This window comes from Roseivirga misakiensis, assembly GCF_001747105.1.
GTDB lineage: Bacteria > Bacteroidota > Bacteroidia > Cytophagales > Cyclobacteriaceae > Roseivirga > Roseivirga misakiensis.
Map to the genome: position 1 here is coordinate 2,258,572 of NZ_MDGQ01000005.1, position 20,956 is coordinate 2,279,527.

At 41.3% G+C, this 20,956-nt stretch carries 22 protein-coding genes; all 22 read right to left on the reverse strand.

Annotation, left to right across the window (positions count from 1 at the left end; translation table 11 throughout):
* Positions 1 to 44: 44 nt before the first annotated feature.
* Entirely contained in the window at positions 45 to 1,139 is a 1,095-nt protein-coding gene (locus BFP71_RS17515; RefSeq protein WP_069836706.1) for a glycosyltransferase, read from the reverse strand.
* Positions 1,136 to 2,305 (reverse strand): polysialyltransferase family glycosyltransferase, encoded by a 1,170-nt coding sequence (locus BFP71_RS17520; RefSeq protein ID WP_069836707.1) that lies wholly within the window; start codon positions 2,303 to 2,305, stop codon positions 1,136 to 1,138. Before BFP71_RS17520 ends, BFP71_RS17515 begins: the two co-directional genes overlap by 4 nt.
* Positions 2,306 to 2,311: 6 nt before the next feature.
* On the reverse strand, positions 2,312 to 2,800 hold the full coding sequence (locus tag BFP71_RS17525; RefSeq protein ID WP_069836708.1) for a KdsC family phosphatase: 489 nt from the start codon (positions 2,798 to 2,800) through the stop codon (positions 2,312 to 2,314).
* 1 nt (position 2,801) lies between these two features.
* Complete coding sequence (locus tag BFP71_RS17530) at positions 2,802 to 3,848, reverse strand: N-acetylneuraminate synthase family protein (protein ID WP_069836709.1); 1,047 nt, start codon at positions 3,846 to 3,848, stop codon at positions 2,802 to 2,804.
* A gap of 8 nt (positions 3,849 to 3,856) precedes the next feature.
* Positions 3,857 to 4,597 carry a cytidylyltransferase domain-containing protein gene (locus BFP71_RS17535; RefSeq protein ID WP_069836710.1) on the reverse strand — a complete coding sequence of 247 codons (741 nt, stop codon included), beginning with the start codon at positions 4,595 to 4,597 and terminating at the stop codon, positions 3,857 to 3,859.
* A 3-nt stretch (positions 4,598 to 4,600) separates the two neighbouring features.
* Positions 4,601 to 5,296, reverse strand: a complete 696-nt coding sequence (locus BFP71_RS17540; RefSeq protein WP_069836711.1) for a sulfotransferase family 2 domain-containing protein — start codon at positions 5,294 to 5,296, stop codon at positions 4,601 to 4,603.
* Positions 5,293 to 6,534 carry a hypothetical protein gene (locus BFP71_RS17545; RefSeq protein ID WP_069836712.1) on the reverse strand — a complete coding sequence of 414 codons (1,242 nt, stop codon included), beginning with the start codon at positions 6,532 to 6,534 and terminating at the stop codon, positions 5,293 to 5,295. The genes BFP71_RS17540 and BFP71_RS17545 overlap by 4 nt, the downstream gene beginning before the upstream one ends.
* Positions 6,535 to 7,182 (reverse strand): HAD family hydrolase, encoded by a 648-nt coding sequence (locus tag BFP71_RS17550; protein ID WP_069836713.1) that lies wholly within the window; start codon positions 7,180 to 7,182, stop codon positions 6,535 to 6,537.
* Entirely contained in the window at positions 7,179 to 7,877 is a 699-nt protein-coding gene (locus tag BFP71_RS17555) for an acylneuraminate cytidylyltransferase family protein (protein ID WP_069836714.1), read from the reverse strand. The genes BFP71_RS17550 and BFP71_RS17555 overlap by 4 nt, the downstream gene beginning before the upstream one ends.
* Positions 7,874 to 9,421 (reverse strand): aldolase catalytic domain-containing protein, encoded by a 1,548-nt coding sequence (locus tag BFP71_RS17560; protein ID WP_176723381.1) that lies wholly within the window; start codon positions 9,419 to 9,421, stop codon positions 7,874 to 7,876. Before BFP71_RS17560 ends, BFP71_RS17555 begins: the two co-directional genes overlap by 4 nt.
* Positions 9,418 to 10,455 (reverse strand): glycosyltransferase family A protein, encoded by a 1,038-nt coding sequence (locus tag BFP71_RS17565; RefSeq protein WP_069836715.1) that lies wholly within the window; start codon positions 10,453 to 10,455, stop codon positions 9,418 to 9,420. Before BFP71_RS17565 ends, BFP71_RS17560 begins: the two co-directional genes overlap by 4 nt.
* The gene (locus tag BFP71_RS17570) at positions 10,455 to 11,591 is read right to left on the reverse strand and encodes a glycosyltransferase (RefSeq protein WP_069836716.1); all 1,137 of its coding nucleotides are present in this window, start codon (positions 11,589 to 11,591) and stop codon (positions 10,455 to 10,457) included. Before BFP71_RS17570 ends, BFP71_RS17565 begins: the two co-directional genes overlap by 1 nt.
* A 76-nt stretch (positions 11,592 to 11,667) precedes the next feature.
* The gene (locus tag BFP71_RS17575) at positions 11,668 to 12,909 is read right to left on the reverse strand and encodes a glycosyltransferase family 4 protein (RefSeq protein WP_069836717.1); all 1,242 of its coding nucleotides are present in this window, start codon (positions 12,907 to 12,909) and stop codon (positions 11,668 to 11,670) included.
* 9 nt (positions 12,910 to 12,918) lie between these two features.
* The gene (locus BFP71_RS17580) at positions 12,919 to 14,484 is read right to left on the reverse strand and encodes a hypothetical protein (protein WP_069836718.1); all 1,566 of its coding nucleotides are present in this window, start codon (positions 14,482 to 14,484) and stop codon (positions 12,919 to 12,921) included.
* Between the two features lie 38 nt (positions 14,485 to 14,522).
* Positions 14,523 to 15,083: an acyltransferase gene (locus BFP71_RS17585; RefSeq protein WP_069836719.1), complete on the reverse strand. Its 561-nt coding sequence runs from the start codon at positions 15,081 to 15,083 to the stop codon at positions 14,523 to 14,525.
* Entirely contained in the window at positions 15,070 to 16,128 is a 1,059-nt protein-coding gene (locus tag BFP71_RS17590) for a hypothetical protein (protein ID WP_176723382.1), read from the reverse strand. The genes BFP71_RS17585 and BFP71_RS17590 overlap by 14 nt, the downstream gene beginning before the upstream one ends.
* Before the next feature lie 27 nt (positions 16,129 to 16,155).
* Positions 16,156 to 17,205, reverse strand: coding sequence for an FkbM family methyltransferase (locus tag BFP71_RS17595; protein WP_069836721.1), 1,050 nt, complete (start codon positions 17,203 to 17,205; stop codon positions 16,156 to 16,158).
* Positions 17,202 to 18,053 carry a phytanoyl-CoA dioxygenase family protein gene (locus tag BFP71_RS17600; protein ID WP_069836722.1) on the reverse strand — a complete coding sequence of 284 codons (852 nt, stop codon included), beginning with the start codon at positions 18,051 to 18,053 and terminating at the stop codon, positions 17,202 to 17,204. Before BFP71_RS17600 ends, BFP71_RS17595 begins: the two co-directional genes overlap by 4 nt.
* Entirely contained in the window at positions 18,043 to 18,768 is a 726-nt protein-coding gene (locus BFP71_RS17605) for a polysaccharide deacetylase WbmS family protein (RefSeq protein WP_069836723.1), read from the reverse strand. Before BFP71_RS17605 ends, BFP71_RS17600 begins: the two co-directional genes overlap by 11 nt.
* On the reverse strand, positions 18,765 to 19,682 hold the full coding sequence (locus BFP71_RS17610) for a glycoside hydrolase family protein (protein WP_069836724.1): 918 nt from the start codon (positions 19,680 to 19,682) through the stop codon (positions 18,765 to 18,767). The genes BFP71_RS17605 and BFP71_RS17610 overlap by 4 nt, the downstream gene beginning before the upstream one ends.
* Positions 19,679 to 20,314 (reverse strand): class I SAM-dependent methyltransferase, encoded by a 636-nt coding sequence (locus tag BFP71_RS17615; RefSeq protein ID WP_069836725.1) that lies wholly within the window; start codon positions 20,312 to 20,314, stop codon positions 19,679 to 19,681. The genes BFP71_RS17610 and BFP71_RS17615 overlap by 4 nt, the downstream gene beginning before the upstream one ends.
* Entirely contained in the window at positions 20,298 to 20,948 is a 651-nt protein-coding gene (locus BFP71_RS17620; RefSeq protein WP_069836726.1) for an acetyltransferase, read from the reverse strand. The genes BFP71_RS17615 and BFP71_RS17620 overlap by 17 nt, the downstream gene beginning before the upstream one ends.
* Positions 20,949 to 20,956: the final 8 nt, after the last annotated feature.

Below are 20,956 nucleotides of genomic sequence, written 5' to 3' on the forward strand. Positions count from 1 at the left end.
GGTCGGGTTCAAGAAACCTACTTAGCCCCAACCCTTGGGTCTACTTAAATCAAAAGTGAAGCGATACCATCTACTGGATTATGCTTCCAATAATTATCTTCAGCAAGCAACCTGCTTTTTTCAGCCATAGTTGGTAACAGTACTCTTTGCAAAGAAATCTCCAATAGTGCATTGGCCACAGAAGTCACCTCGTTTTCAAAAAGGAATCCATCTTCTCCGTGCATGATCACATTATTAATTCCTTCTACATCTGAGGCCAATATGGTAAGGCCACAGGCCTGAGCTTCCATGATGCAATAGCAGACAGTTTCACCCTCACTAGCATGTGCGTAGGCATCAAGCGACTGATAAAAGTGGAGAATTTCTTTACTGGTTAGTCTACCTGTAAACTCAACTTGGTCATGCAGACCCAGCATAGCTACTAGCTCTTGACATGTGTTTAGGTTTGGACCATCTCCTGCTATTCTCAAATGTATGGTTTGACCCTGGTCTTTTAGATACTTAACCGCCTCTATTAGTAAATCATGTCTTTTCCCCTGTATGATTCGAGCAGTAGTGCCAATTGTGAATGGCCTGCCAGACTCATTATCTAGTTGCTGAGGTTTAAAAATGTCGATATCTACGGTTTTAGGTAAGAAAGAGGTGTGCGCTCCGATTTTTAAGAACGGAAATTTACTTTTCAAAAGTTGAAACTGATCACGATAAAAGTAGATTGCTTTAAAGGCCAAAAGATGATTCAAAGCAGTGTAAATCCATTCCAACCGCGTCTTCACCTGATAGGGCGTATGATCTATGCTGATTACTTTGACGTAACGCCTGATCCTCCAATAAAAAGGGCTAAGGCTGAAAGTGTGTAGCAAGGCATATGTAATCTCATTTTTCTTAATGAAACTCTTACAAGCCTTGAATGCCGCAAAGTCAAGCTTACCGTTTCTCCTTAGGTATTGATAAGTAATTTGATGCTGTTGACAAAACGTTTCATATTCTTCATAAAGTGGTTCTATACCGTAAAAGAAAGCGAAGTGTTGAAAACGCCTTTTCTTATCTATCCTCACAAAATTCTGAAAGTAGGTACCCAAACCACCTTGGCCGGAGTACAGGATATGAGCAATCTTTATAGGAGCATTCGTTTTGCTCATGAAAGTGCCGAATTAAGTAATACGCTTCCGCTGGGGTTTATGAAGTTCTCTTTTATCGACTGTCTGACTTCTTTATCGGGATCGTTTGAAAAACTAATCTCTTCCTTAGTGAAATCGAAAAAGCCCAGAACTGGCAAATTAACCTCTTTTAAAAGAGCTTCTTGCAGTCCAGAGTAAAATATCTTAAAAAGACAGGTGGGTTTCCAATACACGGCCGGCACAATCATGGTGGAGTAAAAGCCAAAACAGGCACGGGCGCTTTGCATATACTGATTTAAGTTGTCTACTTGCTTCAAATAAACAATGTTTGGATCATTCGGAAGCCAGTTTGATGAATAAGTTTCAGGGTGAAGCTTGATAAAAAGTCTGGCCCCTTTTGAAAGGCAATATTCATTCAGTTTGTGGTAAAACTGAACCATACTTTCCTTACTTACAGTTTCTTCTCCAAATGAATTATCGGCCAGTGCCTGATCTATATGCAGGTAAAAATCTTCTAATATCAGTTCCTCTTCCGGCTTAAGGAATTTGGCCAGTTCATGGCTGCCAATATAGGTTATATGGTTTTCAGAAATTCGGTCTGTCTCGCGGTGAATGGTTGCGTTATTAGGGCTAAAGCAAAGGTATTCGTCGGCCCGCTTCATCTTAAGTGGAATGTATCTGGAAGCCCAATAAGGACCTATTTTTTGTTGAGCCCGTGTGTATATCAGGATTGGAAACAGGCGCCAAAGACTCTTGGGTTTAAATGAGTTCTTAAGGAACCGACCCGTACTAAATCCCGCTGCACTACTTTCAATCTTGGCCTCTTTCGCCTTGCCGCCCTTTCTCCACAACTTCTCCCTGATACGATAGTCTTTGTAATTGGTGAATATACCATGCTGAAGCACATAGGTCTTGATCCCTCTTTTCTTTGCAAGGGTATTCAAGGCAATACTCAAACCAGATTCTATAGACATGTAAATGACTGCATCTGGCTTAAGTTGGTCGAGCATGTCATTTACCGAGGTAAATTCTGACCAATAATGACAATCGAAGCCCTTTGCGTAATTGGGTGTTTGTGGAAAGAGAGATGGAATAAAAGTAAAGTGAAACTCATCTTTCAGCTCAAGAAAAGTGCTGATCCAGTCTTTTCTGATGGTTGGCCAGATGACCAGGAAATGCTTCTTCAATTCTTCTTAAATCAGGCTCTCCAAATCCAAATTAGCGCTTACGATTCGCTCTACAAACTCGCGAAAAGCTCCATCTCCACCCTTTTTATCAGTCACAAAGTCAACATATTTCTTAATGTAATCGGGTGCATTGGCAGGTGCAGCTGAGGTGCCCACCGCTTTAAGCAATTCAAGGTCTCCCAGATCATCACCTATGTAAGCAACATCCGCCAGATTAACGCCCAACTCTTCACATATTTGATTGGCAACCGGCAGCTTATCTGATATACCCTGATAAAGTAAACTGATGTTTAATTTTGCCGCCCTCCTGGCTACTATTTCGGTTTTCTCTCCGGTAATGATGCCTACCGGGATATTTAACTTGCGGGCAAAAATGATTCCGGCACTGTCAGAGGTATTGAACTTTTTCCATTCGTTACCAGTCTGGTCGTAAAACATTCCCCCGTCTGTCCAGACACCGTCAATATCAGTCAATATGAGTTTTGGCAGTCCCATTTTATTGTAACATTGATGGGTAAATCACCTCATCGGCAGGTACATCTTCTTTCAAAACCTTTCCAATCACCTGCTCTTTTTCCACCCATTTGAAGCCATCTCCGGGGCTCAATAGATAAATTTTGTCTTCAGTAATCGTTTCTCCCTGCTTTATTGCGCGGTTGGTGGCAATGCTGCGTTCCAGCTTCACTTTAGCAGAAGCCACAGCCTCACTTCTCTCTTTTTTCATCTGACCCATGGCCATTTCCAAGTTCCTGATGTCTCTTACCATTCTAAATATACCGTCAGGAGCCAGGGAACCTGCCTGATCAGTCCCCTTCATACTGCGATCTAGGGTGATATGCTTTTCAATGGTAGTGGCGCCCATGGCGACCGCTGCTATGGGTATGGCAATACCAATGCTATGATCTGAATAACCAATTTCGAAACCTGAATATCGTTTTTCAAGATAGTGGATGCTGTTAAGGTTAATGTTTTTGTACTCACTGGGGTACTGCGACAGGCAATGGAGAATGGTCACCTGATTATGGTGACGAGTGATTACTTCCAGGGCCTTATCAATTTCCTCAATCCCACCCATTCCGGTGGAGATAACCATGGGTATTTTTGTCTCAGCCATGGCTTCCAAAAGGGGTAAGTTGGTTAGGTCTCTACTGGCTACTTTGAGTCGGTCTGGTGTAAAAAGTTTGAGCATGCTCAGGCAACCAATTGCACACAAAGTCTCAACAAAATCGAGGCCTTTTGACTTGGCATATTGATACAGTTCAAAATGCTGTTCATCGTTTAGCTCCAGCTTTGCCCTATGCTCGCCATAAGTGGCACCAAAACTGTGAGGACTGTCATAGGGCTTGGCCATTGCGGAAGCAGAAAGCTCTTCCGCCAGGTCTCGTTTGGTTAGTTTTACCGCATCCCAGGGCTTTAGTTCAAGGTTAAACAGGTCATCAACTACCGGCTGAACCGCTTTGTCTATGAGCAACTTGGCAAGATCAACAGAACCATTATGGTTTTGGCCTATTTCACCAATGAGGTAGGTATGAGTTTTGTTCATGGAGTTCTTTATTTGTTAAATTTCGCGATTCCTTCTTTCATTTCTTTCAAAAAATGCTGGTGAGCATCTACTATGTCCACCAGCCCCTTGATTGAAGAAGCTTCTTTTTGACTTACCAGCGTTGCAAGATTCTGCATATTATTAAAATCTTGCTCGGTATCAATAGTAAAGCGTAAATCATTCCTGTGAATTATCTCTGCCACAGCCGGAATAAGCTCGACATCAAATTTATCAGCGTGTCCATAAATGAAATTGGTCACATGCTCCCGATAGAAAGATTCATCATCTTCCAAGAGCGCATCTGCCTTTTTTAGGGCTTTCAGCGAAACTCCCTCAACAAACAGGCCCCAGTGCTTTCGAATAGCAGGCACACCTTCGTAATCAGAAAAGCTCACGTAATCTACTCCTGCTTTTAACTTCTGCAAAAAGCCCGTAATGTCGGTTGTCTGTATAAAGGGGTTGTCGGAACAAATGCGGATCAGGAATTCTGCATCATGTTGCTCAGCGCAATCAATGAATCGCTGTAATACATTATGCTCTGAACCTCTGAAAAACTGGACCTCATTTTTTTGAGCCCATTCAACCAGCAGATCGTCCGCTTTATTAGTGGTTGTGGCCAGGACAAATGGAAGCTTCAGGGCCTTTAATGCCTCAAACTGCAAATCGAGTATGGACTTGCCATTGAAGAAAGGTTTTAAAATCTTTCCAGGTAGTCTTGCTGAGGAAAGTCTGGCTTGTACAATAATCAATGGTCAAAAATTGAGTGTGTCCAAATCTGAAGAGTAGCCTAACGCTTCAAAATCTCTTGAATAAAACGCTTTCAAATCGCTGATCAGCGCTTTATGCTCTGAAAGGTCCATGTTGCTCCGTTTTGACGTGTTTTTGCGAGATAGTGTCTTTAAGAGAAACTTCAATTGACTGCTCAGTCTTTCAATATCTGTATCAAGGTCTTCGAGCTTCATGATGAAGTCGACCGGCTTGTCTGACAAGTGATGCTTCAGGTAGTCTACTTGTGGCCTGATCACGAATGGCTCCGATTTGAATACTTCAAAGTATTGGTTGAGGGAGAAAGATTCCAGACCAGGGTATTTCGACTTAAAAATCCCATTGTATTCAGGCTTGGTATGATAAAAGTAGGAGCTCAAAAACCGATCAATCGGATGCCGGACAGCCACAATGCTAAAGTATTCTTCCCAAATGGATTTAGGTACTAAAAATGACGGTGTGCTATGGCTTGATTTAAAGTTGGCTTTTCTCAATCCAAGCACATCTAATACACTGTTTCCTGCTGCCTTGGGATTGTGAACAAACAGGATTTTACGGGAATGATCAAAATTGGCCAGGTCCCGCTCAAACGCCTTCCGCAAGTTGAATTTGTAAAAACCAAAAGCACTTACCACTGCGGTACTATTGGTACGATATATTTTGTTAAAAATTAGCTCCTTCAATTTAAACTTGATTTAATAGAAGAGTAAAATACCTGAACAAATGCCTGAAACCGCTGGGCCAAAGAGACATTATTAGTTCGCTTTGTTTCTTTAAGCGTTTGCAACATCACTTCAGCGGCTGAACCAGAGTTTTCAAAAACTTCATTGAAACGTTTGAATCTTTCAGCCTTGACCTGTTCTATATTACTCATCATTTGACTTAGGGCCTCATTCAGTTCCTTTTGATTGGTAGCCGTATTGGTCAAATCCAATATGTTATAATAAGAGGTTCTTGAACCGTCTTCATAAGTGAACCACTTGGTGTAGCCACCTTCAAATTTATAATATTCGATGGAAGGGATTTTCTGTGACAGCAGATCGGTGGTCACTGATGTCCAAAAATTAACTGCAAAATCTACTTTCCTACTTAGTACAAAAGGATTTGAGTAAACAAAGCTGTATCGGTCATTCGGATAATTGCTGAGTTTCTTTTTTAAGTCCTCAAAGTTTTGACGGGGATGCGGCTTGATCAGAACAAAGGCATTGGGTATCGTAAAAAGCTCTTCCAGGGCAGTATCCATGAGGTAATGATAGTTTTCTTCCTCCAACAAAATGGGTTTCGGCCCTCTGATGGCGAAGAGAATATTGAGTTTACCCTCGTTCACGATTTGCGCTTCGGGCCTGTCAATGGCGTTAGCACTGTCAATTACTTTTTCTACCCATTCGATATGGTAGCCCAAAGCACCCACTACTTTGATTCGGTCATGCATAATCCTGGATGACCAGTAGCTGATGTCATATTTAGAGTTGAGTACCAGAAGGTCATAACAAGCCTGATCGTGCGATTTAGGATCATATACGAAATTATCGACCCTTTGATCATAACCATATAAAGCAAAAGAGTGGGGAAACAGAATTAGAGCGGCATTGGTGCAAACCTGCCTGATCTTGTTGGCGAGGCTTCCCTGATGAATAGGCCAGAAATCTTTAAATATATACCTGACCTGTGAGCCATTGCGCCATAGAAAACCAAACAGTGACTTCTTTTGGACGATCGTTGAGCAGTCTTCCAATAACCGGTAATAAACCCCTTCCTCTTTGATCGATTCAAATACCCGATCTGAAAAGAAAACAGTGCATACTTTGAACCCTTGCTCTTTAAATGAATGAGCAAACGGAAGAATCCACTGAAGCTCACCTATAGAGGTATGGATGATAATCAGTACGATCTGCTCTTTTTTCGATTCGGCCTTCAGCATTTAGGCACTTTTGAACAGGGTTTCAATCTTTTTCAAGTCGTAGTCATTAAAGGCCTTAACATAGGCATGACCTTCTTCCAAAGTGAGGTTGTTGTAGCCGATAAAACCAATCTCATTCTTTGAGGCAGCCTCATAATCATTGATAGAATCGCCCACCAGCACTACCTCATGCTTCGGGTAATGCCTGGTATTTAAGAGGTTTCCTACCAATTCTGCTTTCGGTGTTGGTGATCCATCAATGGATTGGAAAAGGAGGTCGATTTCCAATTGGGCACATAAGTAATTGAGCTCAACATGATCGGAGCCAGAAACTATGTGCATGGAGATGTCTTTGTGGTATTTTTTGATAAAGTTAAGCGCGTCTTGAATGAGTAATTCCTTGTTGGTAAGTATCCTTTTCATGATTACTGAAAAGTGCTGTGCCATTTCATTTACCGTTTCCTCACTAACGCTCTCCCCTCTGATTTGCTCAAAAAAGTACCTGAATTTCACATACCTTGACCAGCCACCATTGCGCCTGTGAAAGTCCAAAAGGAATGCTACCTGCTCTTCCGGGTAAGGTTTCAAAACCTCAATAAAGCCCTGGTCTCGCACGCTCATGGAGTCGAGTATGACCCCATCAAAATCCCAAAAGATAGATTTCATCATTGTTTCAACCCTAAATAAACCGCCTCTGCAATCTTATAGTCATCTTCCCAATCGATGTCCAGTGATGTCATGGCATCCTGTTGGTGAAACCTAACCTTTCGGCCAATCCGGTCTCCCAGTTTTTGATAGTTCTCAACTGAGGACACAAACGCTGCATGGTTGACCTCATAAATGAGTTTAAGGTCTTGTGTACGTGGCCAGCGGCCTTTACCTTCTGCAGCTGTATTAATGATTGCTCCACTTTCCGGATCGATCAAAAAATTCTTCAGTTCCTTTACGGTCACCAATGAATCGTAGCCTTCATTCAGCGCTTCAAAGTAAGCCGACACCACCTGATCATAATCAGCACCATCTACAAATGGTGTGGTGACATGGCCCCACAGTACATGGGGGCAACTGGTTATTTCTGGCACATAATTGATCAGGTCTGTCAATGCAGTAGTGTTAAGGCAAAGGTGCTCCGGTCGTTCTATGACATTTAAACGTGGGTCGGAAAACATGGAAGCCACTTCCATAGATGCTTCATCATTGGTAGACAGAATGATCTCGCTGATGCGTTCTGATTTGATCAGTTGTGAAAGTTTCAATGCCAGCAAGCCTCCCTCAATACCTGCAAAATTCCTAGTATTCTTGTTAATGACCCGGCTACTTCCCTTTCGGGTGGGAAGGAAGAAGGTGATTTCAGTTGGGCTCATATTTTTGCGTAGACTGATATCTCAGACAGTGACTCGTATTTAGTTGGGGTGAGGGAAGTCAACGTCCCGTGATTCTCCATGAAATTGAGAAACAGGGTCTCATTTTCATTGGCCATTTCCAGCTCTACCTGCCTGATGGCATCTCCTGAATAACCGTCATAGCCTGCTAAATAAATGTTTCTCGCTCCTAATTCAATGGCGGTCTGTAAGGCCAATACGGTGTGTGAATCTTTTACTTTGCCGGTGAACTGAACCTTCTGTAATTCGAAACTTTTTTCTGCCAATTCGGCCGGCACATAGGTCCCCATTTTTCGGGGGAAAGGTGGTAAAATGCACTTGGACACGAAGTCAAAACCTGCCGCAGATTGATCCTCCAACCTGTGCCCTTCATTGCCTACAAGGCAAAAGAACTGGTCTTTATTCAGATCTATATAGTAATTGGCATTTTTTGAACTGGCATGAACAATGCAAAGATCGGTTTCTTTAGAAGCCCATTCGTTGAGTGCCGCTGCATGGTCAGAAGCAGACGGCCCGCCTCCGATAATCAGGACAGATTGATAAGATTTTTCAGGACTGAAGGCATTGAACTTAATGTTATCTTCTACTCCTGCGCTTTGGTTATTAAGGGCCTGAACGATACTATTCATAGAATAAAACCGCTTACTCACCCATTCCATCACATCTTTCTGTGGCAGGCTATTCGCTCCTGAAACCATGTATGGTAAGTTAGTACCCCACTGGTGCATATCTTGTAATGGGCCATAGGCAGCCACAACACGACCCAAGGCATTAAAGTCTACCTCTAAGCCAAACTTAGAGCTCAGACAGGTAAGCAGCAGCTCCATTTTCAAATTGCCCGCTCCTCTTCCCATGCCTCTGATGGTGGCATCCACTATCTCGGCTCCGGCTTCAATGGCTGTCAGTGTGTTGATCAGGCCTAGTTCCATGTTGTTATGGCCATGAAAGCCCACCTTGGAGTTTATTTTAGATTTCACCTGGGTTACAATGCTGCGCACATCATCAGGATATACACCCCCAAAAGAATCGACCAAATAAAAGTAATCGACTAGGCCATTGACTTGATCTAACTGATCAAAAAAGCCGTCCACCTTGTGCCAATTAGACATGTACATCACGTTGAATGCTACCTCATAACCCATGTCTTTTAATCCGCGCGCCAAAGTCACTGCTCTGCCAAAATTCACTGGATTTACCGCTACACGAACCAAATCGATCAAGTCAGTACAATGCCCTAACAGGGGCTCCAGATCATCCAGTGAAACATCTTTTTCATTCAGCAACACGGCAATCTTTTTAGCGCTCACCTGCCTCACAGCCTTCAGCACAGAGTCAGGACAATAGAAATATTTACCCAGGTATTCCGATTTCACAGGGCTTCTATAACCTATTTCCAAATAGTCTAAAGGCAGCGATTCACAAGATTTGAGATAGCTATCTACCAGGGCTTCATCAAAATCCCAATTGGTATAATAGCCCCCATCTCGCAGGGTACAGTCTAATATCTTTACAGACTCTATATTCATTTTACCTTAAATGGTTTATCTAATCTAATTATTCTTCTGGTAGGACCTGCGAGTTTTGGCATGAACACGTGTCGGTTTAATCGAAATAGCAGGCCATTTAAAAAACCCAGCCCTGAGCTTTTGATCGTACTGTGTAGCCGGATGAAGAATTTGATCCGGCTCAGCTTAAACGATTTTCTTCTTGTAAAATAACCCATACTTTTCAGTAAGGCATTGAATTCACTCTTTGAGCGCTGAATGGCCACGTTCTGCAAGTACAGAAAATACTGCCGCAAAAGGCCATCATCCATGCTCAACTCGGCCTCAGACTGTAGGGAAAGCTCTACCTTATCTAAAACGTCAAACCTTGATTTTACCCTTTCTAATGACTCGGTATTGGTTTGGGAAATTCTGTCTGAATGCCCAGCCCTAATATAAACATCCGGTGCCGACTCGGGGAACTTTTGATAGGCCGGTTTCGACTTCAATATTTCTATATGAAAAGACCAGTCCTGAAGGCATTTGGCCGTTTCGAAGAACCGGTAATGCTTCACAAAATCAGTGCGAAAGCAGGTACTGGAAATGCACCAACCTTCGAAATCGACAAAAGCCTGAAGGTCGCTTTGATGCTTTAAGCTGCTCCACAATCGATCAGCCAGCATAGTCTGTGCGTCAAAGAGCGCAGTCTGGTATACAACAAAATCTAAATCCGGTTCAGCTGTCAGCTTTGCCACTCTGTTCTTTAGACAATTGACCGACAACAAATCATCAGAATCCAGAAACATCATAAAGTCTCCAGTAGCCATGTCTAAGCCTATATTACGACAGGTAGGTGCCCCCTTGGGTTCTCTTTTTCGCTGAGCAGAAATGATGCGTGAATCATTCTGAGCAAAATTCTGGGCTATCTTGAAGGATTCATCCGCAGAGCCATCGTCAATCAGAATTAGCTCCCAATTCGTGTGAGTCTGACTTATGACGCTCTCGATTGTTTCTGAAAGAAAGGCGTCACGATTAAACACAGGAACTACCAAAGACACTAAATGCTTTTGCATCATTAACTATTGTATGCCTCGGCTATTGCCTGATCAATTTTATCAATATGCTCCTTGAGGCTGTAGTTTGAAACGATATGTCTCCTGCCTGTAGTTCCCATTTCTTTCGCCAGTCGAACATTACTCAGTAGTGCTACCATTGCTTTTGACATTCCTTCCACATCATGCTCTTCCACTAAAATACCCGATTCATTGTCCAGAATCACATCTGGGATTCCTGCATGTTTTGTAGAGATTACCGGAATTCCAGCACTCGAAGCTTCTACTACAGCTACTGGTGTGCCTTCCATATCGCCATCTTCAGCTGTAATGCTATGCTGAACAAATGCCCTTACCTTCAAGAGGTAATCCTGGAATTCAACAGGTTTTATTATACCCAGAAACTCTACACTCCCCTCAATTCCCAGGTACTTCACCAGGTTTTTACATGTATTCAACAATGGGCCTTGCCCGGCCAAAATCAATTTGGCTTTTGGAAAAGTATTAAGTACTTCAGAAAAGGCCAGAATGGTGTAATAAGGTGCCTTTTTATCTACGAACCTACCAATACCAATGAGATCAAGTGAATCGAGACTTGGTTCCAGTTGGCTAAAACTACTATTCGGGCCACAGGGGTTTACGACTAACTTGTCTGCATTACAGCCGAGTTGAAGCAGCTTACCTTCCATTACTCTCGACACCACTATAATTTTCTTCGCCACAGAGAACAGTTCTCTATATCTCTTATTTTTTTCTATGATTGTATACCTTGATGCATCATAACCATGAAAATGGACCACAAGGGGTAAGCTCAGTGCCTTGACGACTGGTAATATTGCATTACCCGTAGGACCGTACTCTGCCAGTACTATATCTATTTTTTCCTTTTTAAAGGATTCAAACAAACTGTATTCCAAGGCAGAGGAGAAACCTTTTAAAAATTTTGTTTTAAAAAAACTCTTGAGTCTTCGGTCATTCGAAATTAACGAATACTTATTCTCAACAAATCGTGGCAGCTTTCCGCCATAATAGTAAACGACTTCAGCATCTATCAAATTCTTGTGAGCCTGTATAAAAGTCTCTGAATAGGCATCTTGAGATGGGCTGACCAAAGCCACACGCAGTCGTTTTGAAGGTTTATCTTTTTGTTTCGAAGTCATAAACAGTACTTTCTATAAGGACCTTTTAGCCATTCCTAACAAGCTTTTATTCAACCGGAAGCCTGTGCGGTATGAATCACAGGTTCGCTTTTCTTTGATGATAGAGTATCCTAAGCTTGTAAAAAACCCTGCGAAGTAGCGATCGGTTTGACCAGGAATTATGTTCTCGTAAGCTCTTATGATTATGAGGCAATTGAAAATTATAGTCGGCCTTAGATTTCGGCTTTTTGGGGTATTTGTTATTCAATGAGGAGATCAGTCCATACCATTTTTGTGCACTAACCCTCACGGAGAACTTACTATCAATCATTTCCACGTTGCGTGCTGACATTTGCTTCATCACTATTCTATCCTTTGAAACCCGCAATATTAAGTTCTCCAGCTCTGAAATATGATCGATTATGAAACCATTATATCCATCTGAAATGATTTCTTCAACTCCTTCATAACGTGTACTGATGGGAATTAAACCACATGACATGCCATCCATCAAACTACCGGGGGTCCCTTCATATTCCGAGTTTAAAAAAACGAAATGATGCTCTGATAATTTCTTTTTGTAAGCCTGACCATACAGATTTTTCTCAAGAGAAACTTTATTCTTTGACTGAGCTAATTCAATCGCCTCTCTTACTTTCCCATACAAAGAACCTCCACCTATCATCGTAAACTTCATATCCGGATACTTACCACTCAGATGAATAAAAGACTCTGTAATGCCTAAAATTCTCTTTTGTATTTCCTCTATTCTACCTGAATATATGATTCCAATCTGACCCGACTCAAGGTCGGCACGATGGTCGCTGGGTAGTACCCCGGAATAAATTACTTCATTAAGAATGCTTTGTGCACTTAGGCTGTTATTGTATTTTTTTTTCAAAAATTCATTGACGAACATATACCCCTGTACATCCCAACCATTATCAGAACTCAATAGGAAATCAGCAACTCCATTATTCAGTTCATCATCGCTTCGATGGGTGTGTATAACCGGAATACCTCTTTTAACCAGCCATTTAGCCAAAAGTGCTGTCTGTATATTGATGTTTGATACCACTACATCCGGGTCGATTGATAGAATCATGGTCCATACATCATAGGCCAATTCCTCTGAAAAGAATTTTCTATTAAGAACAGTTACCTTTACTCCGTTATCTATAAGGCTTTGAGCGTTGGGCGTTGAAAGGTCTTTGGGGGCAATGCATATTCCATGCACTTCAATTCCTAAATTTTGTAGCTCAGGGAGTAGTCTTACCGCATTTAAAGCAGGCCCACCAGCATAGTTGGCTCGATCATGAAATGCAAAAACTATTTTCATCTGAAACGTTTAACCAGGCTTTTCAAAAGTATCCGTTTCATCTTTATTTCGTTCATATATCATAACTCCTTTACCAATTGTTTTGATCACTTGCCATTCAGAAGGAGGATTCCAACCTTCAAAACCAGCAGTGGCCAAAGCAGATTTTCTTAACACCAATAGGTTGACTCCAAAATCGTTGGACATTTCGTCTAACCTGTCTAAGTCGAGGTATGGATAGCTCGGTTCCAGACCTTTTTTGGTAATTGGGTGCTCCTCATTATCAGTAAGGATAGACCCAAAGAGTTGATGATCTGTTTCCAAAAGTATCTGAAAATAAGATCCAACATGATATGGAAAACACAAGACCACTTTTGGTTGAAGCGTGCCTAAAAAAGCGGTTATTTTATCATTTGTCTGCTTTCCTGCACTCACCTTCTTGCTTAGAATTCTTATAGAATTAAAGAAGTACAATGAATTGAAAATAAGTAGGAAGGCTACCACCCAAATTAATTCATACTTTTGAATAATACTGCTAAATCCGCAGGTCAGTAAAATTGCCACATGGCTAAGATATCTTTCACTCTCTCCCAAAAAAGTAAAGAACTTGATATTGATCACTATGAATAAAAGCAACACAGCCATTATTGGTGTTGAAAACTCAAAACTTCTGAAAAATTGAAAATCCCAGAAGATGAGTACAATCAAGGGAAGTGTAAAAGAGATCAAGATACTACCTGCCAGCGGGCCTTTGTCTTTCGCCTTGGTCATCAATAGGTCTTGGAGGTTAGAGGCCATGGAACGATTCTTTGACCAAAGCCCTTTCAGGTTGCTTCTGTTGGCAGCATAACTAAGCCCTTTCCTATTCAAATTAGCATACCATTTCAGGTGATTAAAATGATGTTTGACAGAGGATAAAAATGGTACTCTAAAAAAGAGGATCAGACATAACACGCTCAACGCTAAAGGTATGATGGGCAAAAGTGAAAGATCTATAAGGGCACAGAGTAAGCCGGTAAAAAGGATACTCTGTACACCAAATTTTGATGAGGATAAAACCGCAAAAGACATTGCAGAAGTGATAGCAATTATTTGCCATTCAGATAACCCAATATCTACATAGATAAAGGTAAAATACAGCATCACCAACACTTCGCTCAGCAGCCTTGGAGTAAAGCTGCGCAATCTGGGCCCCGAGATCACCAGTGTTGTCCAAAGCGGTGTACTCAGGTAAATTAGTAACGCGAGTAGTATGGTTTGCAATCGAAATCCTGCGAGGTGCAGAATCACAAAAAAGACTCCTGAGAAGAAAGTATCGATAAGAGTATTGAGCGACCTATTGATTTTAGTCAAAAGGTCAATCCCAAACAAGTGGACGAAAAACCAATTGATAAAAAAAGGATTGGGTATTGCTTTGGACGCTACTACGTTCGATGTAATCGGGCCAAATGGCCCTAACCTTTCTGCTTTCAAACGTTTTGAGAAATAAAGATGTCCGAAGGTATCAAAATCGGTTGTAGTATACCGGAGCTGGTAAAACCTACCAATCAACATCATTAGGATCCCAAACAGAAAAATGATCTCTAGCAGGGTCATTATACTTTTTTCAGGGAATTCAGATTAGATTAAAACTATCAGTCGTAGAGTAATTCAACCTTATCACCAGTAACCTTTACCCTTCCTTTGACACGTGCCGGAATTCCTACAGCGATTGAGTAAGAGGGGATATCAGATGTAACTATAGCCCCTGCGCCAATAAGGCAATGATCCCCTATGGTAACACCTTTTGTAACCATGGCATTGGTTCCGATAAAGCAATTATTGCCAATTTGAATAGGTCCTAGTTCATAGGGCACTTTTCCTCCACTTAGCGCATACTTTACTGAGTCGTGAGTCACAATTTGAACGCCCGAAGAGATAGAACAAAAAGAGCCTATTTTAACACCAGCGGTGCCATCAATGGCTGTATAAGGCCCAATCCATGTATTATCGCCTACCTTCACATCGCCACATAAAGAAGCGGTATTATATACCGTTATATTTTTCCCTTCACCAAATAAGTAAGCCCCTCTCTCTTTCCAATCTGTAAGATCTTCCACAAAAGGGTTTACCCTACCAAACTTTGCCTGAGTCTCATCTCTTAAGCGCTTGTGCAGTCTGATGAGTTGTTCCTGTAGTTTATCAAGCTCTTCCATAGTTCATAAAGCCTCCTTCAAAATCCTGCCCGATGCCATACTCAACAGTCTTCCGGATGGTTTCTTCTACACTTGCACCTTCTAATCGATTTCTGACAGCCAGTTCTCCCACTTTCAAGCCACCACATAAGAGTTTCAGCGTGGGTTTTGGACTGATAACAGTCGGTAATACGCTCATATAACCACTGGGAGCGATGTTCTGGGGGTAAAAACTAATTTGAGATTCGTTTAAATCTTCAGTGTCTATGTTACCACACAAATGGACTACCTTCAGGTTTGTAAACTTTTCTGCCAGATCTTTGAATGACAGTTTAGCATTTTGACCTATGAGCAAATCGTGAATTGCATGCTCGGCAATGAAAATAGTTTCCACTCCATTCTGCATAAGAACCTCTTCTAAACTGCTATAAGGCCTACTTTCTAAAGCCGTTATGCGCAACAACGCCTCATCTGCATACCATAGGAGATCGTTATTGAATTTACTGAGAGTTCGTGCAATGAGACTGCCGGTTAAGCCGCCACCAATCAGTACAATTTTGTCGCTTGAAAAGTCTGAATTTACCTCGAAAAGCAATTTCATAGCTAACATACCCGGATAGTGATACATGTCTATGTCCTTGTATTGCTCGTCCGTTCCAATAACGGGAATTTCAAAGCTTTGACAAGCCTCAATATCAATTTCATGAGGCCGAAACTCCCATGTCTCCCACATTAAAGGTATCACCGCAGTATTTTTAAACTTACCAAGCATTTGCTCATTTATAGGTCGCAGCATGCCGGAATTTGTAATAATATCACCCTCATGCCATATATCGAATTCATCAACCTTAGCTACTGTTATGACATCATCAAAGCCCCACTCACTGGCACGATCTAATATGACCTGCCTATTCTCCGAATAGCTACCATAAGCCGAATCTCGCCCCAGAGCGTATACTTTTCGGGCTCCAGAAGCTGCGGCAATAAAAGGCAAATAAGAATAATCACCATTGGCAGCCTCTGTAATTACGGTTAAGTCTGATAAATCCAGCTTAACCTTTTGCACAAGACCTTCGATTATTTCTCTCACCTTCTAATATCCCTTTTCAAATAGGTAATTATGTATTCCAGAAATTTCACCTCCTATGATTTCTCGAATTGAAAAGCGATCCACGAGCTTAAATCCAAAGGAACTGAGCCTCGAACTGACTGCCTCAAACTCATTCACCTCTACCTCAATCATTATTTGCTTTACCTTATTACCCTGAAGCAAGTCAGCTGCACCGTTTAAAACATTCATTTCCGCACCATCCACATCTATCTTCATGTATTCAGGGGCAGGCAATTTATATCTGGATAACAAATGATCGAGTGTTTCCACCAGCGTATACTGAATGTGATCTACCCTCATTTCCTTCTGCTGGTCCCTGTTAGACATGTCGAACACCTTGCCGTGAGCACCTGCCAGATAATCCTGACATCTTAGCCCCAAAACAGAGGGGGTATCTCCTAACCCAAGGTTCAACGATACAAATCGATTTACCATGCTCTTCCTGTTGAGATAGTGATTCATCTCCAGAATTGAAAAATTCTGAGCATCAGGTTCTACAGCGACCGCAATAGCACCTTTTACTACTGCAGCATAAATCGCATATATACCGGAAGAGGCACCTACATCGTAAAACACAGCATCAGTCTCAAAACTGTTGATCCAATCGGTAGTACAATTTTCGATGGTTTCAAAATTTTCTGACACCTGCAATAAGTATTTATTGGGCGTATAAAAATGAATCTCGCGGTTTTGCAGCACCCTTCTGATCTTCTTGGTTTCGGATTCACCAGACAACAAATCCACTACGTAAAAGGTCAGGTTGGTTTGCTCCAGTCTTTGAACTACATCACGCCAATAGGAAGTGGTGACCAGCACAATGACATCGTCTGGTATCTCATTGAATTTTTGAACTGGGATTTTCGATATTTCGCCAGTCTTCAAATCGTCAATAAAGGCCAGCACCTGAACATCAGACCTGTTAGCTCTTATCTTTTTGAATACAAAAACACCTGAGGCACCAGCGCCAAACAAGACCACTTGGGCACCATGTTTTATAATTTTTAAATCTGAAATCAGATAATCGCTGGTCATAAGAATACCTTAGCTAAGTCTTGTCTTTTAGGGAAATCTGGAGTTACCAAGCCTTTTTCGGGGTGATAAACCTTGTAGGGGTGAGGAAATTTTCTTTCAATGAAAGTCGATTCATTCATGTCATTATATCTGAAGTGCATCGACCACCTAATGTTTTCTGATGAATTATTACCTGATCTATGGACTAAAAACGAAGAAAAGAATAGGGCGTCTCCTTTCTTAACATCTATGGAAACATATTCGCTCTCTGGTATTTCTGATTCAGGTATATTTCTGAACCATTCATCTTCTTCACTTTTATACAGTCCGCTTCTATGAGAGCCTGGAACAATTTCCAGCGTACCCAGCTCTCTATTGAGGTCCATTAAGGGTATCCAAACCACCATTGAATTGATGCTCCCCTGCATGCTTCTCCAATCCTGATGGCCTGGTGTTTTATAGTGGCCTTCTATCTTGGAAATATGTCTTGAGTTAAAGAAAATGATTGGCTTAACACAGATAGCCGGTTCTTCTAAACCCAATACTTTAAGGTTATTGATAAGATCATCTGCAATGGCCAACTGGTGCAACTCCATTGTGTGTTGACAAAGTTTTGCCGCACCAATAAAGGCATGAAAGTCTTTCTTAAATAAGGCATACAATGCCTTTTCGAAATGAACATCTTCGAGCGATTCTAATTCAATATTTTGCGCAGTAATTTGTCTGGCAAAAACAGATTTAGCTTTATCTCTTATTTTGTCAACAAAAGACTGGTTCACGAAATCACTTTTAAGACAAAAACCATCATTCCTAAAATTCTGAAGGTCTTGATTATCAAGTTCTCTGAAAAGCAATGAATTATCGGTCATAGCTGTTTATTAATCGAGTGAATATGTTTCGAACGCCATACCCTTCATACTGCCTTTTGTTTAAAGCATCCATGTCTTTAAAATCGGATCTGGCGTTATTGTAATGGCTTAGTGTCGGTGTGTTTAATTTAATATGAATCGGGTGAAAATTAAATACCCTCAGGTATTTGTAATCGGATCGAAACAGTTGAGCAGTATTAAAACTTCTACCTTCCTCTTTGAAAAAGGCGTATCCATCATCTGCAAAAAAAACAGGAGCCTCCACCAATCCATTGATATGGGCAAAAGGTTGAATGGTACTCACGCCCCCCATGTAGTATTGACTGAGAAACTTTATACCAAGCTCCTTGTACAAGGGTAACCATCGACCACTATGTGTCATTCCATGACTTCTTAAAACACAAGCTTCTGGCGCCAAATTCAATAATCGCTCTAGTGATATCCTTGCAGAATCTGCTGTTGGCTCTTGCCCTATAAGTGGATTGAAATTGGGGTGAATACCCACTTCAAGATGGTCTAAACTACGAATTCTATCGACCGTTTCGCTTTTGTGCGTTATGAAAAAAGTAGCTTTTACTTTTCGCTCATCTAGTAAATCGATCAGCTCATGTACCACCTCATCTATAGCCCAATCAATATCAAAGCTTAGAAGGGCTTTTGATCGCCAACTAATTGGTTGACTCAGGTCAATGTCCTTGAAATGTATGAAATTCATCCTTCCGAAATTGCCAAACCGATTCCGTCTTTCCCAAATGAGTTTCCATTGTAAAGCATGTAATACCTGCCTTTATGAAAAATCACCTCTTGCTTGTCGAGGGCGATAGAGTCCCACCCTTCGCCAGAGACTGTGATACCCACCAAATGATCTTGTCTATCCCATTGTAAGCCATCTGCCGATTTGGCGAAACCCAATCTATAGCCGGAAGTTTCTCTCTTTTTTACTGGATACCAAGCTTTGTATTCACCATCTATTTTCAAAATAGACATCCTTGAAATATTGGTTTCTCCACCTTTCAAAGGTAAAGATGTGAAACCTTCACGAATCCAATCAATACCGTCTTTTGATTCCGCATACTTAATGTTGTAACGAGAAATGGCCTCTTCATCTTCTATGGTGAAATCAATGCCCGAAAGGTACCACATCCTCCATAAATCATTCTCTTTGATTACGGTGCCACCCGAAACCATCCATGGGTCATGCTGGCCTCTTGACATGATAGGAGCAGGCGAATACTTTTCAAAGGTCTGACCTCCATCTGTGCTGATGGCCAAACCAATGGCAGTATAAAAAAGTGGCTTGGTGAGTGCTGGATTCCAACCCAAATAGTACATGTAGACCATGTCATTATTACGAACCACAGATGTGGCTTGTACCCCATGATCATCAAAATGTCCCAAGGGACCTGGTGCAAGTAATGGATACTCTGAGCTTTGATTTGTAATCTTGTTGGTGACCACATCCCAGTCAAAATAACCCACAAAGGTTCTATTTTGCTGGTCTCTGGAGGTAAAGTAAATTCTATAGGTGTCGTCTTTTAGAAAAAGCGCTGTAGGAAGCGCAGCATGAGAATTTTGCCAGTAGTAAATACGATTAGGCTTGAATATTAGCCCTTCTTTCTCCCAGTTCAATTCGATTCTTTTTTAACAATAATGGTCCATTCATACAAAGGATAGTCATGGATCAGGGTCACAAATCTGCTCAATTCTCTTTTACAAAAATCAAAGTAATATGCAGGGTCAGCGTAGTAAAGATCCTTTGCTTCGAAGTCTACATATTTGGTCAGTAAGTTAAAAGAAATACCCTTGTCCGCCTGTTCGTACATTTGCATCAAGGTACGCTTGATATGGTTAATCCACGCTTCCTTGTCTTCGTCAAACATGACATTGAAGATACCTGATGCAATGGTAAAATCGGCATTTGTATGTATAGCAGACGCATGGTGAAGGGCAATTTGCGGACCATTCAGGTACTCTCTCGCAGCTTTTAACATATCGGCACTGATGTCATATCCATCATACTGAGTAAGCGCAAATTCGTGCTTCTCACAATACTTGACCAGCTCACCATAACCACAACCCAATTCATTTACCGAAAACGGCTGTGAATTATCGCCCACTACTTTGAGCAACTGCTTGAACCTTAGGTCTTGTTTTTGCTGATTTCCCCAACCTACACTTTGTGCACTGTTTCCGAATTTCTTTATATTATCAGAATACAGCTTTTCAACTTTGCTCAGGTCTATATTACTCCTTTTTGACATATTCAGCAGCCTTGGTTCCTATATAAATCTTATCATCATGAGTAGGCTTTACCATTAGGCAACCAGCTCCCAATGTATTGAATTTTCCTATGGCGATTCCATCTCTTAATGTAGAGTTCACGCCAATGAATGTGTTGGCACCTATACGGCAATGCCCAGAAACAACTACATGTGATGAAATGAAAACATTATCTTCTACTACCGAATGGTGACCAATGTGGTTACCACTCCACAGGATTACATTATTTCCAATTTCTACAAATGGCTGAATGGTATTGTCTTCAAAAATAAAGGTATTGTCTCCAATTTTGTCAGTCCAGCAAGTTGTCTTCGAGCTAATGTAGGTCAACAAGGTATAGCCTTTGGCCTTGGCCTCATGATAGAATCGCTCTCTTACTTTATTTTGATCAGCATAACTCAGCGAAACATACATTTCGTAGTCAGCAGGTGGGTAAATCCCCTCAATTCCTTCAAAGTCTACCAAAGGTTTATTCATAAACTCATCATTCTCCCGGTATGCCTTTGAAACACAGAATGCTACAATTTCATATTCACTATCCGCTTCCAATAAGTAAGAAACTACTTCTGCCTGACCATTGGCACCAAATACAATTGCCTTTTTTGTCTTTTTCATATGCTGTT